The following is a 14,709-nucleotide window of genomic DNA, read 5'->3' on the forward strand; positions in this document are numbered from 1 at the left end:
GCGCGGGGCCCGTTTTCGCAGGGCTGGGCGGCGGGGCCCCCGGGATCGGGGAGAATGGGCGGCATGAGCGCTCGTACCCCTGCCGCCGACACCGCCGCCGACCCCACCCACCGGGCCGGCTTCGCCTGCTTCGTCGGCCGCCCCAACGCGGGCAAGTCCACCCTCACGAACGCTCTGGTCGGGCAGAAGGTGGCCATCACCTCCAACCGCCCGCAGACCACCCGGCACACCGTGCGCGGCATCGTGCACCGCCCGGACGCCCAGCTGATCCTGGTGGACACCCCCGGTCTCCACAAGCCGCGGACCCTGCTCGGCGAGCGCCTCAACGACGTGGTGCGCACCACCTGGGCCGAGGTCGACGTGATCGGCTTCTGTCTGCCCGCCGACCAGAAGCTCGGCCCCGGCGACAAGTTCATCGCCAAGGAACTCGCCGGGATCAAGAAGACCCCCAAGATCGCGATCATCACCAAGACCGACCTGGTCGACTCCAAGACGCTCGCCGAACAGCTCATCGCCGTCGACCAGCTCTCCAAGGAGCTCGGCTTCGAGTGGGCGCAGATCGTGCCGGTCTCGGCGGTCGGCGACAAGCAGGTCCAGCTCGTGGCGGACCTGATCATCCCGCTGCTTCCGGACAGCCCGCCGCTCTACCCCGAGGGCGACCTCACCGACGAGCCCGAGCAGGTCATGGTCGCCGAGCTGATCCGCGAGGCCGCCCTCGAAGGCGTACGGGACGAGCTGCCGCACTCCATCGCCGTCGTCGTGGAGGAAATGATTCCGCGCGAGGACCGGCCCGCCGACAAGCCGCTCCTGGATATCCACGCCAACGTCTACATCGAGCGCCCCAGCCAGAAGGGCATCATCATCGGCCCGAAGGGCAAGCGCCTGAAGGAGGTCGGCATGAAGTCCCGCAAGCACATCGAGGCCCTGCTCGGCACGCCGGTCTTCCTCGACCTCCACGTCAAGGTCGCCAAGGACTGGCAGCGCGACCCCAAGCAGCTCCGCAAGCTCGGGTTCTGAGACATCCACCCATACGTCGGCCCCCGCCGGAACCAGGTTCCGGCGGGGGCCGACGCACAGCGGCCCGGGGTTACGACACCTTCGGCGCGCAGCGCATGCCGATGTAGCAGACGCCCGTGCCGTCCTGGAGCTCGGAGAAGACCACCGGCATCCAGTCCGCGCTGTACGCGCCGGAGCCCGCGCCCGCGAACACCTTGTCCGTGACCGCCACGAGGTCCATCTCCAGCGGCGGCGAGAAGTCCTTCATGCCGCCGACGAACTCGTACACCAGGTGCGGCTTGCCGTCCTTCTCGGAGACGGTGATGAGGACGCCCTCGCGCTCGTACGTGCCGGTGAGCGGCGCGAAGTCCACCTCGACCGGCTCGGCCGGCGGCTCGAACGGCGCGGGCATCTTCACCCCGGCCAGCTCGCCGAGGAGTTCGGCGAAGAGCTCCTCGTAGAGGCGGCGCGCGTCGCCGCCGTTGGTGAGGAGGACGAGGGCGACGCCCGCGCTCGGGACCACGCGCAGGAAGCCGTACTGGCCGATGGAGGCGCCGTCGTGGCCGAAGCCCGTGATGCCGTTCCAGTCGTAGAGGGTCCAGCCCAGGCCCCAGCCGTCCGCGTGGACGGTCCACTTGTCGGGGGAGTCGACCTCGCGGGTCTGCATCGCGATGACGCTGCCCGGGGTGAGGAGCCGGGTCCCGTCGGGGGCGGTGCCGCCCGCGAGGTGCATCTGCGCGAGCCGGGCCACGTCACCGGCGGTGGCGAGTACCCGGCCGTACGGGCCCGCCGAACGCGGCATGAGGTCCCAGGCCGGGGCCGGCACGGGGTCCTGGCCGTACTCGCCGAGGTGGCCCATCGCGGCCCGGAACCGGAGCGCCTCCTCGGGCAGCGTCATCGTGCTGGTCACGCCGAGCGGGGCGAGCAGCAGGTCCTTGAGCGCCTGGTCCCAGGTCGAGCCGGTGATCACCTCGATCATGCGGCCGAGCACGTTGAAGCCGAGGCTGCTGTAGGAGCAGGCGCTGCCGGACGGGCAGTCCAGGGCGACCCCCTTGGTGGCGTCGACGTACAGCTCCAGGCAGTCGTCACCGCGCCCGGAGTCGAAGGTGAAGTCGCAGGTCAGGCCGCTGGTGTGGGAGAGGAGCCGGCGGGGCGTGATGGTCCGGCTCGCCTCCTCGTCGGCGACGGTGAAGTCCGGGAGCACCGCGCGGACCGGCGCGTCCAGGTCCAGCTTCCCGGCGTCGACGAGCTGCATGGCCAAGGTCGCGGTGTACGTCTTGGCGAGGGAGCCGAGCTGGAAGACCGAGTCGGTGGTGGCCTCCACGCCGGTGCCGGTGTGCAGTACCCCGCTCGCCAGCTCGTGGACCTTGTCGTGGGTGAGCACGGCGAGGGAGGCGCCGGGCACGTGGTGGGTCTGGCGCAGCCGGTCGAGCTTGGCCTGCCACCGGTCGAGGTAGAGGCGCTCGCCGCCGGAGTCGCTGGTGCCCCACTCGCCCTCGGCCCGCCAGTTCCCCCGCTCGTCCCAGCTCACGTTCTCCGACATTGCTTTCCCTCCAAGAATGCGTACGACGTGCTCCCTCTGCGAACACTGTACGCAGAGGGTTGGATGTGCGCAAGGGCGCACGCTGTACGCACCCCGCGTGAGGTTGCCCCGGCGGCCCGCACACGGCCATGTCCCGGCGCGCGGGGCGGCCGGATTCAGCCGAACGGCTTTCAGCCGCCCTCAACGGCCGTCACGCGTCGGCCGGTTCGGCGATCAGGGCCGTGCCCGCCGGGCGGAACCCCAGGGTCGCGTACATCCGGGCCACGTCCGCGTCGCCCGCCGACAGGAACACCGTCGCCGCCCCCCGCGCCCGCGCGTCCGCGACAAGGGCCGCGGTGACCGCGCGGCCGAGTCCCCGGCGCCGCGCGGCGGGCAGCGTGCCGACGCCGACGATCTCGGTGACCGGGCCCACCGGGTTGTGCATCCCGGAACAGAGCGGCAGCCCGTCCTCGATCGCCGCCGCCAGCGCGCTGCGGCCCGCCCGGATCCGCTCGGCGACCTGCCCGGCCCGGCCGTCGCCGGCGCGGGCGGTGATCTCGGCGGCCAGTTCGGCCGAGCCGGCGGACCCAACTCCCGTACCGGGTGCGGCGAAGGCGAGCTGGGGTACGACCAGAGCCGCGTGCAGCAGCGGATCGGCCGGGCCCAGGACACGTACCAGGGGGTGGGGCTCGGCGGCCGGCGCCTCGGGGTCCAGCACCATCAGCGGGTGCTCGTGCACCGCGAGGCCGGACTCCTCGGCCGCCGCGCGCAGCCCGGGGCTCACCTCGGCGACCCACTCGAAGGCCTCGGGCGCACCGAGCTCGCGCTGGCGGGCCCGCACCTTGTCGACATCGGCGGCCGTCACCGGCCCGGCGTGACCGAGGGCGGGCCGCGCGTAGTAGTGCCAGCCCGCGCCCTCGCGGACGAAGAGGGTCAGCGGACCGAAGTCCTCGGCGCGGGCCGAACTCCTGGGCGCCGCATCGTAGTAGCGCTCAAGATCGTCCAACTGGGTGTGGGCAGACAGGCTCATGGTGCGCATCAAAGCAGCCGCCCGGCCGGCCCGCACCCGGGTTTCGGCGCCGCCTATGCGCCTTCCTTCAACACCCTTGTGATCAGCGTGCGTTGGGTCTCGGTCAGGCGCGGGTCGGCGCAGTGCACCGTGCGGCCGTCCACGGTGATCTCGTAGTGGAAGCCGTCCGGCACGCCGATCGACGGCTCGGCGTGGCCCTCGTCGAGCGCCGCCTCCGCCAGGGCGTGCCATTCGGCGGCATCGGGCCGGCCCGCGGTGTCGATCTCGGCCCGGCGCTCGATGCCGGCGAATCCTCCTGTGCGGGAAACCTGGATACGCATGGCCCCTGTCTAGCAGCCCCTGTCCGCCGCGTCAGCGCGTATGTGTCAGGAGGCCGGAACCCCCACCTGCGACCAGGCCTTCTGCACGGCCTGGTACTCCGCGCCGTCGCCGTAGCGCGCCTTGGCCGCAGCCACCGTGAGCTTGGCGAAGTCCTTGAACATCGCCTGCTTGCCGAGGTGCCCGCCGGTGAGCACGTCGTACCAGATCTGCCCGGCCCGCTCCCAGGCCTTGCCGCCGAGCGCGTCGGCGACCAGGTAGAAGGCGTGGTTGGGGATGCCCGAGTTGATGTGCACGCCGCCGTTGTCGCGGCCGGTGGTCACATAGTGGTCCATCGTGGCGGGCTGCGGGTCCTTGCCGAGCACCGGGTCGTCGTACGCCGTCCCCGGGGCCTTCATCGAGCGCAGCGCGTCGCCGTGCACGCCGGGCGCGAGCAGGCCCGCGCCGATGAGCCAGTCGGCCTGGTGGGCGTCCTGGTCGAGGGAGTACTGCTTGACCAGCGAGCCGAAGACGTCCGACATGGACTCGTTCAGGGCGCCCGGCTGGCCGAAGTAGGTGAGGTTCGCGGTGTGCTGGGTGACGCCGTGGGTCAGCTCGTGGCCGATGACGTCGACGGGCAGCGTGAAGTCCAGGAAGATCTGGCCGTCACCGTCGCCGAACACCATCTGGGTGCCGTTCCAGAAGGCGTTGTTGTAACTGTGGTCGTAGTGGACCGTCGCGTTGAGCGGCATCCCGCTGCCGTCGATCGAATGCCGCTGGTACGCCTTGAGGTACAGCTCGAAGGTCGCGCCGAGCCCCGAGTAGGCGCGGTTCACGGTCGCGTCCTGGACGGGCGCCTCGCCCTCGCCGCGGACCTTGTGGCCGGGCAGGGTGGTGGTGTGCTGGGCGTCGTAGACGGTGCGCTGCGGCTGGTCGGCGGCGGCGCCCGCGGGCGGGGCGACCGGCTCGGCGCCGAGGACGGTGGTCAGCCGGCGTTCGGTGCGCAGGGCGGCGTCCGCGACGAAGGTCCTGCGGGCGATGCGCGCGAGCGCGGGGTCCTCGGCCTCGATGAGCCGGTCGAAGACGTGGGGCGGAATGATGGTGCAGAAAACCGGGTTGGTGGTGGCGTCCATGCCGGGCAATGTGGCACTGGGCCATGGGGCTGTCACTAGTCGCCACCATGATTGTGAAGCGTGCTTTCTCTACGACAGTTCCCGGCCATTCGCGCCCACGAGATGCTGATGACAAGGTGGACGAGGTATACGTCACCTTTTGTCCGAATCGATTTCGGTGTCCCGCATACTGATACGGGACCGGCGCTCGCGCGGTCCCTCGGCTAGGCTGCGGCATCATGCGTATCGGGCTGCTTCTCCTTAGCTGCCGCGGCGAGGGCCTGTAGTCGTAGGCCGACCCCCTCCCCGCGGGATCTGGTGTTGCGCTCGACAGTCGGCCGTCCCTCTCGCCACGCACCGAGGAGCCGCACGCCATGTCCCAGCCCGTTGGTCGCCCGACCCCCGTCACCAACGCCACCCAGACGCAGAAGCCGTCCGGGATGCCGGTCCACAAGTACGGTCAGTACGACGCCGTGGACATCCCCGACCGCACCTGGCCGGACGGCCGGATCACCAAGGCCCCGCGCTGGCTGTCGACCGACCTGCGGGACGGCAACCAGGCCCTGATCGACCCGATGTCGCCCGCCCGCAAGCGCGAGATGTTCGACCTGCTGGTGCGCATGGGCTACAAGGAGATCGAGGTCGGCTTCCCCTCCTCGGGCGAGACCGACTTCAACTTCGTACGCTCCATCATCGAAGAGGGTGCGATCCCCGAGGACGTGACGATCTCCGTCCTGACCCAGGCCCGCGAAGAGCTGATCGAGCGCACCGTGGAGTCCCTGCGCGGCGCCCACCGGGCCACCGTGCACCTGTACAACGCGACCGCCCCCACCTTCCGCCGGGTCGTCTTCCGCGGCACGAAGGAGCAGGTCAAGCAGATCGCGGTGGACGGCACGCGGCTGGTCATGGAGTACGCGGACAAGATCCTGGGTGACGAGACGATCTTCGGCTACCAGTACTCGCCGGAGATCTTCACGGACACCGAGCTGGACTTCGCGCTGGAGGTCTGCGAGGCGGTGTGCGACGTCTGGCAGCCCGAAGAGGGCCGCGAGATCATCCTCAACCTGCCCGCCACGGTGGAGCGTTCGACCCCCTCGACGCACGCGGACCGCTTCGAGTGGATGAGCCGCAACCTGTCGCGCCGCGACTACGTGTGTCTGTCCGTGCACCCCCACAACGACCGCGGTACGGCGGTGGCGGCGGCCGAGCTGGCGATCATGGCCGGCGCGGACCGCATCGAGGGCTGCCTGTTCGGCCAGGGCGAGCGCACCGGCAACGTCGACCTGGTGACCCTGGGCATGAACCTGTTCAGCCAGGGCGTGGACCCGCAGATCGACTTCTCCCAGATCGACGAGATCCGCCGGACCTCCGAGTACTGCAACCAGATGGAGATCCACCCGCGCCACCCCTACGCGGGCGACCTGGTCTACACCGCCTTCTCCGGCTCCCACCAGGACGCCATCAAGAAGGGCTTCGACGCGATGGAGGCCGACGCGGCCGCCGCGGGCAAGACGGTGGACGAGATCGAATGGGCGGTCCCGTACCTGCCCATCGACCCGAAGGACGTCGGCCGCTCGTACGAGGCGGTCATCCGGGTCAACTCGCAGTCCGGCAAGGGCGGAATCGCCTACGTCCTGAAGAACGACCACAAGCTGGACCTGCCGCGCCGGATGCAGATCGAGTTCTCGAAGATCATCCAGCAGAAGACGGACTCCGAGGGCGGCGAGGTTACCCCGACCGCGATCTGGTCGGTCTTCCAGGACGAGTACCTGCCCAACCCCGAGAACCCGTGGGGCCGCATCCAGCTGCGCTCGGGCCAGACGACGACGGACAAGGACGGCCGCGACACGCTGACCGTCGAGGCGGTCGTCGACGGCCGGGACACGGTCCTGACCGGCACCGGCAACGGCCCGATCTCGGCCTTCTTCGAGGCGCTGGCCGCGACGGGCGTCGACGCGCGGCTGCTGGACTACCAGGAGCACACGATGAGCGAGGGCGCGTCCGCGCAGGCCGCCTCCTACATCGAGTGCGCGATCGACGGGGTCGTCCTGTGGGGTATCGGCATCGACGCGAACACGACGCGGGCGTCGCTGAAGGCGGTCATCTCGGCGGTCAACCGCGCGTCCCGCTGACCCGGGCGGGTGGGGGTGCGCTGGGGCTCTGCCTCAGACCCCGGTTGGCCCCTCCCTGCCCCTTCCCCCTGTGACACTCTGCGGCTCCGCCGCGTGGCCTCCGGGGGTGGGTGGGTTCGGCTCCGGCCGGTGATGGGTGATCGTTCGGCTGCGGGTCGTGCGTGGTTGCTCGCGCAGTTCCCCGCGCCCCTGGCAGGTCGGCCCTGGACAGTACTGGCATCTTCAGCCCGTCCGGCGAACAGGGACATCAGCTCACTCCCAGCCGCCCGGCGAACACGGGCACCAGCCCACTCCAGCCCGTCCGGCGATTGAGGACGAGCGCCGTTCAGGCGCGATCGGGGGTGCAGGGGGCGGAGCCCCCGCCGGGGTTCGGGGCGGAGCCCCGGGAGCGGCCCTTTTCCACCCCCGCCCCCGGAGGGTTTCGGGGAGGGGCGGGGTGGGGGAGAGCCGCCCGCAGGGCGGCCCTGAGCTGAGGGTTCGGGCGGGCCCACCCCACCCACCCCCGCCACAGCAACGGCACCTTTTCGCCATCCACCGCCCTCTCCTCCTTCCGGGGTGCTGACGCCACATCATGGATGTGGCTAACATCACGTCAACGCGGCAACGTTGCCGGAGCGTTACGGAGGTGCGCGGTGCGGCCAGCACGGGGACAGAACGGCACGAACCCGACCGGGACGCCCGGTCCCCGCCTCCGGCCCCGCCTCTGGTCAGTCCGCACCCTGTGGCACACCGTGGGAGACGGCGAGTTCTTCTGCCCCGACTGCGGCGGCGACCGGAACTACCAGCGCCGCACCGGCCGCAGACGTCTCACGGTGCTCGGCATTCCGCTCGCCACCCGCGGCACCGCGGGCCCGGTGGTCGAATGCGCCGCCTGCCAGGGCCACTTCGGGACGGAAGTCCTGGACCACCCCACCACGACCCGCTTCTCCGCGATGCTCCGCGACGCCGTGCACACCGTCGCCCTCGCCGTCCTCGCGGCGGGCGGCACCTCGTCCCGTACGGTCACCACGACCGCCGTCGCCACCGTCCGGGCGGCCGGGTTCGACGACTGCACCGAGGACCAGCTCGTCGCCCTCATCGAGGCGCTGGCGGCGGACACCGGCCGGTTCCTCACCGACCCGGTCGACGACACCGACCCCTGCGGGGCGGCCCTCGCGATCGAGCTCCACGAGGCCCTCGAACCGCTGGCCCCGCACCTCGCCCCCGCCGGCCGCGAGTCCATCCTGCTGCAGGGAGCCCGGATCGCGCTCGCGGACGGCCCGTACAGCGCGGCCGAACGCGAGGTGCTCAGCACGGTCGGCGGCGCGCTCTCGCTCTGCGCGGACGACACCGCCCGGCTGCTCGCGGCCGCCCGCACCCCGTCCTGAGGGCTAGTTCTTGAGCTTGTACTCGCAGGGCTTGGCCGACGCGCCGTTCCGGTTGTCCGCGACCTGCTTGCCGTCGACCTCGATGGTGCAGGGCGCGGCCTGAAGCATGCCGTCGAGCGCCCGGACACCGCCCGAGGGGCGGCATGCGACAGCGCGTCAATCCCCGTACCGCAATGCATGGTCGGGTATCCGGAACGCCGTGAACATTCACTCGAAGAAACCTCTCTTTACGAGCTGTACGGCCGATCCGGAGCGGAAACATCCCATTGTCGCTTGCGAATTTCCTGTTCGACATCCCGGATGCGGCCACCGGATATCCGGACAGCGGGACGGGAGCCCGGCCGCCGCCCCCTGCCCGGCTCCGGCCTGCTCCCCACCTCCCGTGTCGCATCTTTGCAAGGGAAGAAAACGCGGCCGCGGAATCGGTCGCGGGTGAATTGCAGGATGCGCGCGCCCGGTCCGGAATTATGCGGCCATTGCTCCTGCTCGATCCGATGTGGTACCCGAACGAAAAACTGGGATCATGGAGCAGCCGAGGCCGCCCGGCACCCGATACTGCCCGTGGACCCAAGTTCCGTACTGCCGGAGGGAAACCCATGACCGCAGTCCCGCCCGTGGGTTCGTACGTCGTCGACACCGGGAGCGGAAGGCTGGGCCAGGTGATGGGGCGCGAGGGGCCCTACCTCCAACTGCGGCCGTTCGGCGGCGGGCGCGAGTGGGACTGCCTTCCGGAGGCCGCGCGGGCCGCGACGACCACGGAGCGGCTCAGGGCGGCCACGGCGTACGCGAACGCGCGCAGCCGGGGCGAGGTGCCGTGAGGCGCGTACTCCCGCGGGAGTAACCGGGCCCGTCCGGACGCCCCGGGAAGTACGGATGATCTCGGTCGTCGGCGTGACGAAAGCGTCCCCCGCGGGCCGGACGCTGGAAACACCGGGCAGGCCGCGAGGGCCTCCCGGATTCCAGCCGGAGGGGGACCCGCCATGGGGTCGACGAGATCAGCACCAACGAGGTCGGTATCGGCGGGGCCGACGCCGACCGGGGGGTCAACTGCCGTGAAACGGCGGGCAGTTCCCTGGGGCGTGCTCGCGCTGTGGGTGATCGTGCTCGCCGTCGCCGGGGCGTTCGCGGGGAAGCTCGGGGACGTACAGCGCGACCGGACCGCCGACTATCTGCCGGCCGGCGCCGACTCCACACAGGTCGCCAAGCTCCAGGACAAGCTGCCCGGCGGCGAGATCACCAGCCTGGTGCTCGTCTACCACCGCGACGGCGGTCTCACGGCCGCCGACCGGAACACCGCCGCGGGGCAGCTCGCCGAGATCACCGTCCCGCCGGGCACCAAGGCCGTGAAGTCGCCCGCCGACCTTGCCGCGGCCGGCGAGCCCAAGGACTTCGCGGCCGTCCAGCACGGCCCCGGCGTGACGTCCAAGGACGGCGCCACCCTCATGTACACGCTGTCCACGGCCGCACCCGCCAAGAACGACGACGCGAAGAAGGCCTTCGTCGACGACGTACGGGCCCGGGCCACCGACGCGGACGGCATGACCGTCAAGGTCGGCGGGGACGGCGCCCTCGCCGTCGACGCGCGCGGCGTGTTCGGCTCCCTCGACGCGACGCTGATGCTGGCCACCGGCCTGGTCGTCGCGCTGCTCCTCATCCTCACCTACCGCAGCCCCGTGCTGTGGCTGGTGCCACTGGTCGTCGTCGGCGCGGGCGCGGTCTGCGCACGGGCCGCCGTGTACGGCCTCGCCACCTGGTCCGGGATCACGGTGACCAGCCAGAGCGCCGGGATCATGACCGTCCTCGTCTTCGGCGCGGGCACCGACTACGCGCTCCTCCTCGTCGCCCGCTACCGCGACGAACTGCGCCGCCACCCCCTCCCGTACGACGCGATGCGCGCCGCCCTGCGCGGCTGCGGGCCCGCCCTGCTCGCCTCGTCCGGCACGGTCGTGGCCGGTCTGGTCTGCCTGCTCGCCGCCGACCTCAACAACATCAGGGGGCTCGGCCCGGTCGGCGCGATCGGGGTGCTCTGCGCGCTCGCCGCGATGCTCACCCTGCTGCCCGCGATCCTGGTGCTCCTCGGGCGACGGGTGTTCTGGCCGCTGATCCCGGCGTACGGAAGCGAACCCAAGCGGCGCCGCCGCGACCTGTTCGCCGCGATGGGCAGCTCGGCGGGCAGGCGGCCAACTGCCGTACTGATCACGGGAGTTGTGCTCATCGGCGCCCTCGCGCTAGGCGCGTTCAACCTGCCCGGCGCGCTCAAGCAGGAGGACAGCTACACCACCAAACCCGAGTCGACCGTGGCCATGAGCACGCTCGCCGCCGCCTTCCCGGACCGCAGCAGCCGGCCCGTCGAGGTCATGACGCCGACCGCCGGGGCCGACCGTACGCTCGCCGCCGCCCGGTCCGTCGAAGGCGTCGCGAGCGCCGAACGGGGCCGCAGCGGCGGCGGCTGGACCGAGATCGCCGTCACCGCGAAGGCCGCCCCCGAATCGGCGGACGAGAGCGCCACCATCGGGCGGCTGCGCGCCGAACTCACCGGCGCGCACGTCGGCGGAGCCAGCGCCCAGGCCCTCGACCTCGCCGACGCCAACTCCCACGACCGGCTGATCGTCATCCCCCTCGTCCTCGCCTCCGTCCTGCTGGTCCTCGCCCTGCTCCTGCGCAGCCTCGTCGCCCCGCTGCTGCTCGTCGCCGCCGTCGTCGCGGTGTGGGGAGCGGCCATGGGCATCGGCGGCCTGGTCTTCGGCCCGGTCCTCGGCTTCTCCGGCCTCGACCCAGGACTGCCCCTGCTGACCTTCGTGTTCCTGGTCGCCCTCGGCGTCGACTACGGCATCTTCCTGATGCACCGCACCCGCGAGGAGACCCTGCGCGGAGCCGGGCCGCGCGAGGCCGCGCTGACCGCCCTGCGCACCACCGGCGGCGTGATCGCCTCGGCGGGCACGGTGCTCGCCGCGACGTTCGCGGTGCTCGCCTCGCTGCCGCTGGTGATGTTCGTCGAACTCGGCACGATCATCGCGGTCGGCGTGCTCCTGGACACCTTCCTGGTGCGCACCTACCTGGTGACCAGCGCCAACCTGCTGCTCGGCCGCAGGGTCTGGTGGCCGGGCCGCCTCTCCCGCACCCCGGAACCGGCCGCCGGACCGCCCTCGGCACTGGTCGGCGGCCCGCGGTGAGGACGAGGATGGCAGGGTGGCTGACGTGAACACACCGACGGGCCCGGGCCTCGGGGAGCGGGTGACGGCTCTGCTGCACCGCGACCCCGGCGACAGCGCGCACCCCCTGCGGGCCGACGTGGCGCTCGCCGCCGGGGCCGGGCTGCTCGGCGCGGCCATCGCCTACGCCGACACCGCGCTGCGGCCGGACGCCCTCGGCTGGGCCCTGCTCGCCGGGGCCGCGCTCGCCCTGGTCGGGCGGCGCAGCCACCCGATGGCGGTACTCGCCGTGGTCGTGGCCTGCATCGCCCCGTACCAACTGCTCGACAACGCCCACATGGGGCCCATGCCGATCGCGATGACCGCGATGTACACGGTCGCCGTGACCGGCACGGTCCGCCGGACCGCGACCGTCGGCGCCTGCGTCGTGGGCATGGCGCTCACCGGCATGTCGCTCAACGGGGTCCACCGGGTCTTCGACGTGATGCGGACCTCCGGCTGGCTGGTGGCAGCCCTCGTCTTCGGCGTCGCCGTGCGCAACTCCCGTGCCTACGTCGCCGAACAGCGGGCCGCCGCCGCCCGCGAGACCGAGCGCAAGCTCACCGAGGAACGCCTGCGCATCGCCCGCGACCTGCACGACCTCCTCGCCCACAGCATCACCCTGATCGGGGTGCGCACCTCGGTCGCCGCCCACGTCCTGACCGCGTCCCCCGAGCGGCTCGACCGGGCGGCGGTGGCGGCCGCCCTCGACTCCATCGCCGACACCTGCCGCGAGGCCCGCGCCGAACTGCGCACCACCCTGACCGTGCTGCGCGCCGACGAGCACGGGCCGCTGCCCGACCTCGACGGGCTGCCCGACCTGGCCCGCACCGCGAAGGCCGAGCTGACCGTGGAGACCGACGGCGTGCACGTGCCGCCCGCCGTGGGCGCGGCCGCCTACCGCATCGTCCAGGAGTCACTGACCAACGCGGTACGGCACGCGGGCCCCGACGCCACCGCCCGGGTCCGCGTCGAGGCGGCGGGCGAGGTGCTCCGGGTCACCGTCACCGACGACGGCCGGGGCGGCGCGGCCGAGGGCTCCGGCTTCGGAATCGTCGGGATGCGGGAGCGGGCCCGCAGCGTGGGCGGCACGCTGGACGCGGGGCCGCGCGAGGGCGGCGGCTTCCGGGTGACGGCGGACCTTCCGCTGGTGCCGCGCCCGTTGGGGGGCCGTCCGTCGGGGGGCCGTCCTTTGGAGGCGAGCGCATGAGCATCCGGGCTTTCCCGGCCGTCCGGGGCTTGCGGGCCTTCCGGTTCTTGCGAGCTGCGGCGAACCTTCCCCTCGTACTGCGCTCCTTGGAGGCGACCGCATGACAGCTGCTGTGCCGGACGGCGGCGGCATCCGGGTGGTGCTCGCCGACGACCAGACCCTGGTCCGGTCGGCCTTCGCGATGCTCGTCGAGTCGGCCCCCGACATGGCCGTCGTCGGCCAGGCCGGCACCGGCGCGGAAGCCGTCGGCCTCGCCCACTCGGCACGGGCCGACGTGGTCGTCATGGACCTGCGGATGCCGGGCACGGACGGCATCGAGGCGACCCGCCTGATCGCCGCGTCCGAGGACCTCGCCGGGGTGAAGGTGCTGGTCCTGACGACGTACGACACGGACGAGAACGTCCTGGAGGCGCTGCGGGCCGGCGCCTCGGGCTTCCTGGTGAAGGACACCCGCCCCGCCGAACTCCTGGACGCCATCCGCACGGTGGCGGCCGGCGACGCGCTGCTCTCACCGGGCCCGACGGCGAGCCTGATAGCCCGGGTGCTGCGAGCCCCTCAGCCGCCGACAGGCAACGGCCCCGGCGCCCTGACCTCCCTCTCCTCCCGGGAACGCGAAGTCCTCACCCTGGTCGCCCGGGGCCTCAACAACACGGAGATCGCGGACGCGCTGGCCCTGAGCCCGCTGACCGCGAAGACCCATGTGAGCCGGATCATGGGGAAGTCCGGGGTACGGGACCGGGCCCAGCTGGTGATCCTGGCGTACGAGTCGGGTCTTGTGGTGCCGGGCGCGTGAGGCCGGCGGAGCTCATCCCTGCCCGGGTCGGTCCGTCCCGTAGGCCTGGACCGGGGTTCAGCCCTGCCCCGGCGCGTCCGTCCCGTCGGCCGGCTTGATCAGGGAGTCCTCGGCAGGCCGGGTCCTGGAGGCGCCCTTGGCGGGGTCGGAGGCGGCCGGGAGCGGGGCGAGTTCGCTGCCGTTCCAGCGCAGGGTGGTGTCGGACTCGCGGTTGCGGCCGCCCGCCGGCTCGGTGACGACCAGGTCGGTGCCGAGCGTGGCGGCGCTCGTGCCCGGCCGCCCCGCGTATTCGAGGACGGCGTGCGCCTGCTCGCCCACCGCGGTGTAGACCCAGAGGATGGTGCGGCCCAAGTCGTCGTAGGCGAGCACGAGTTCGCGCTTCCCGTCACCGGTGAGATCGGCGTACGCGGGCGGCCGCAGCCGGCAGGAGGAGCCGTCGGGGCACTCCTTGAGGCCGCTCTGCACCGCACGGTCGGTCGCCGGATCGGCGGTGAGCAGCCGTACGCCGTCGACCCGCGCGAGATCCCCGTCCGGCACGGTGACCCCCGGCACGGGCCCGCGCGCGTGGAAACCCTGGCCGGGCTTGGCGGGCGCGGCGGTGGCGGTGTGGTCGGGCCACAGCGGGGAGGCGGTCACCGAAGCGGAGGACGTGGCCGCCGGCCCGTCGTCCCGCACGCCCTCGCCCGCCGAACACCCCGCGAGCGCCAGCACGGCGAACGCGCAGACCGCCGTGCGGGCACGGCGACCGGTCGTGGGCAGCGGCATTCCGGACCGTCCAGGTGAGGCGAAGGGTTCAGTCACAGGAGAAGAGGCCCCTGCTGGCGCAATGGTGCCCCATCCCCCTGTGCAAACGCCGTGAACCGGACCGCACGCGGGCGCCCGGCGCATCCGGACCGCTTGAGGGGCCTGGGGACAGCCCACCCGAGGTGATCCGCACCACGTCGCCCGGACGGGGCCGCGGTTCCTCCGCGGGCGACCCCGGCGACCCTGCCCCTGCGGGCCGTGGGTGGCCGGTCGCGCAGTTCCCCGCGCCCCTGGCAGCATCCATCCTGGCCGGCA

General features: G+C 72.3%; 12 protein-coding genes. 7 read left to right on the forward strand and 5 right to left on the reverse strand.

The window, feature by feature from the left end; translation table 11 throughout:
* Window positions 1-63: 63 nt before the first annotated feature.
* The gene (gene era / locus ACSHXC_RS26315) at window positions 64-1,017 is read left to right on the forward strand and encodes a GTPase Era (RefSeq protein ID WP_399485782.1); all 954 of its coding nucleotides are present in this window, start codon (window positions 64-66) and stop codon (window positions 1,015-1,017) included.
* Between the two features lie 70 nt (window positions 1,018-1,087).
* Here the strand turns inward: era and ACSHXC_RS26320 are convergent, their stop codons facing one another.
* The 4 genes from ACSHXC_RS26320 to ACSHXC_RS26335 all read right to left on the reverse strand — a co-directional run bounded on the left by ACSHXC_RS26320 (window position 1,088) and on the right by ACSHXC_RS26335 (window position 4,978).
* The gene (locus ACSHXC_RS26320) at window positions 1,088-2,539 is read right to left on the reverse strand and encodes a serine hydrolase domain-containing protein (protein WP_438293951.1); all 1,452 of its coding nucleotides are present in this window, start codon (window positions 2,537-2,539) and stop codon (window positions 1,088-1,090) included.
* Window positions 2,540-2,729: 190 nt separating this feature from the next.
* Window positions 2,730-3,548 (reverse strand): GNAT family N-acetyltransferase, encoded by an 819-nt coding sequence (locus tag ACSHXC_RS26325; protein ID WP_438293952.1) that lies wholly within the window; start codon window positions 3,546-3,548, stop codon window positions 2,730-2,732.
* Window positions 3,549-3,601: 53 nt separating this feature from the next.
* Window positions 3,602-3,868, reverse strand: coding sequence for a protealysin inhibitor emfourin (locus tag ACSHXC_RS26330; RefSeq protein ID WP_438293953.1), 267 nt, complete (start codon window positions 3,866-3,868; stop codon window positions 3,602-3,604).
* A gap of 45 nt (window positions 3,869-3,913) precedes the next feature.
* The gene (locus tag ACSHXC_RS26335; RefSeq protein ID WP_438293954.1) at window positions 3,914-4,978 is read right to left on the reverse strand and encodes a M4 family metallopeptidase; all 1,065 of its coding nucleotides are present in this window, start codon (window positions 4,976-4,978) and stop codon (window positions 3,914-3,916) included.
* A gap of 353 nt (window positions 4,979-5,331) precedes the next feature.
* Here ACSHXC_RS26335 and leuA point away from each other — a divergent pair, with 353 nt between their 5' ends.
* The 6 genes from leuA to ACSHXC_RS26365 all read left to right on the forward strand — a co-directional run bounded on the left by leuA (window position 5,332) and on the right by ACSHXC_RS26365 (window position 13,650).
* On the forward strand, window positions 5,332-7,089 hold the full coding sequence (gene leuA, locus ACSHXC_RS26340) for a 2-isopropylmalate synthase (protein ID WP_438293955.1): 1,758 nt from the start codon (window positions 5,332-5,334) through the stop codon (window positions 7,087-7,089).
* 632 nt (window positions 7,090-7,721) lie between these two features.
* Window positions 7,722-8,456 (forward strand): TerB family tellurite resistance protein, encoded by a 735-nt coding sequence (locus tag ACSHXC_RS26345; RefSeq protein WP_386041476.1) that lies wholly within the window; start codon window positions 7,722-7,724, stop codon window positions 8,454-8,456.
* 596 nt (window positions 8,457-9,052) lie between these two features.
* The gene (locus ACSHXC_RS26350; RefSeq protein WP_344377359.1) at window positions 9,053-9,274 is read left to right on the forward strand and encodes a hypothetical protein; all 222 of its coding nucleotides are present in this window, start codon (window positions 9,053-9,055) and stop codon (window positions 9,272-9,274) included.
* A 234-nt stretch (window positions 9,275-9,508) separates the two neighbouring features.
* Window positions 9,509-11,629, forward strand: a complete 2,121-nt coding sequence (locus tag ACSHXC_RS26355) for an MMPL family transporter (RefSeq protein ID WP_438293957.1) — start codon at window positions 9,509-9,511, stop codon at window positions 11,627-11,629.
* Between the two features lie 25 nt (window positions 11,630-11,654).
* On the forward strand, window positions 11,655-12,857 hold the full coding sequence (locus tag ACSHXC_RS26360) for a sensor histidine kinase (protein ID WP_438293958.1): 1,203 nt from the start codon (window positions 11,655-11,657) through the stop codon (window positions 12,855-12,857).
* Between the two features lie 100 nt (window positions 12,858-12,957).
* Window positions 12,958-13,650 (forward strand): response regulator, encoded by a 693-nt coding sequence (locus ACSHXC_RS26365; RefSeq protein WP_438293960.1) that lies wholly within the window; start codon window positions 12,958-12,960, stop codon window positions 13,648-13,650.
* A 57-nt stretch (window positions 13,651-13,707) separates the two neighbouring features.
* Here the strand turns inward: ACSHXC_RS26365 and ACSHXC_RS26370 are convergent, their stop codons facing one another.
* Window positions 13,708-14,415: a hypothetical protein gene (locus ACSHXC_RS26370; RefSeq protein ID WP_438293961.1), complete on the reverse strand. Its 708-nt coding sequence runs from the start codon at window positions 14,413-14,415 to the stop codon at window positions 13,708-13,710.
* Between the last annotated feature and the right edge of the window lie 294 nt (window positions 14,416-14,709).

Origin of the sequence: Streptomyces sp. HUAS TT7 (assembly GCF_051550175.1) — a bacterium.
In the GTDB taxonomy this organism is placed as follows: Bacteria; Actinomycetota; Actinomycetes; order Streptomycetales; family Streptomycetaceae; genus Streptomyces.

What these genes read in the sequence shown, in the direction of transcription:
- ACSHXC_RS26370 (WP_438293961.1), bottom strand. Translation starts at nt 14,415, where the DNA reads ATGCCGCTGCCCACGACCGGTCGCCGTGCCCGCACGGCGGTCTGCGCG.
- ACSHXC_RS26350 (WP_344377359.1), top strand. Translation starts at nt 9,053, where the DNA reads ATGACCGCAGTCCCGCCCGTGGGTTCGTACGTCGTCGACACCGGGAGC.
- ACSHXC_RS26330 (WP_438293953.1), bottom strand. Translation starts at nt 3,868, where the DNA reads ATGCGTATCCAGGTTTCCCGCACAGGAGGATTCGCCGGCATCGAGCGC.
- leuA (WP_438293955.1), top strand. Translation starts at nt 5,332, where the DNA reads ATGTCCCAGCCCGTTGGTCGCCCGACCCCCGTCACCAACGCCACCCAG.
- ACSHXC_RS26325 (WP_438293952.1), bottom strand. Translation starts at nt 3,548, where the DNA reads ATGAGCCTGTCTGCCCACACCCAGTTGGACGATCTTGAGCGCTACTAC.
- era (WP_399485782.1), top strand. Translation starts at nt 64, where the DNA reads ATGAGCGCTCGTACCCCTGCCGCCGACACCGCCGCCGACCCCACCCAC.
- ACSHXC_RS26335 (WP_438293954.1), bottom strand. Translation starts at nt 4,978, where the DNA reads ATGGACGCCACCACCAACCCGGTTTTCTGCACCATCATTCCGCCCCAC.
- ACSHXC_RS26320 (WP_438293951.1), bottom strand. Translation starts at nt 2,539, where the DNA reads ATGTCGGAGAACGTGAGCTGGGACGAGCGGGGGAACTGGCGGGCCGAG.
- ACSHXC_RS26365 (WP_438293960.1), top strand. Translation starts at nt 12,958, where the DNA reads ATGACAGCTGCTGTGCCGGACGGCGGCGGCATCCGGGTGGTGCTCGCC.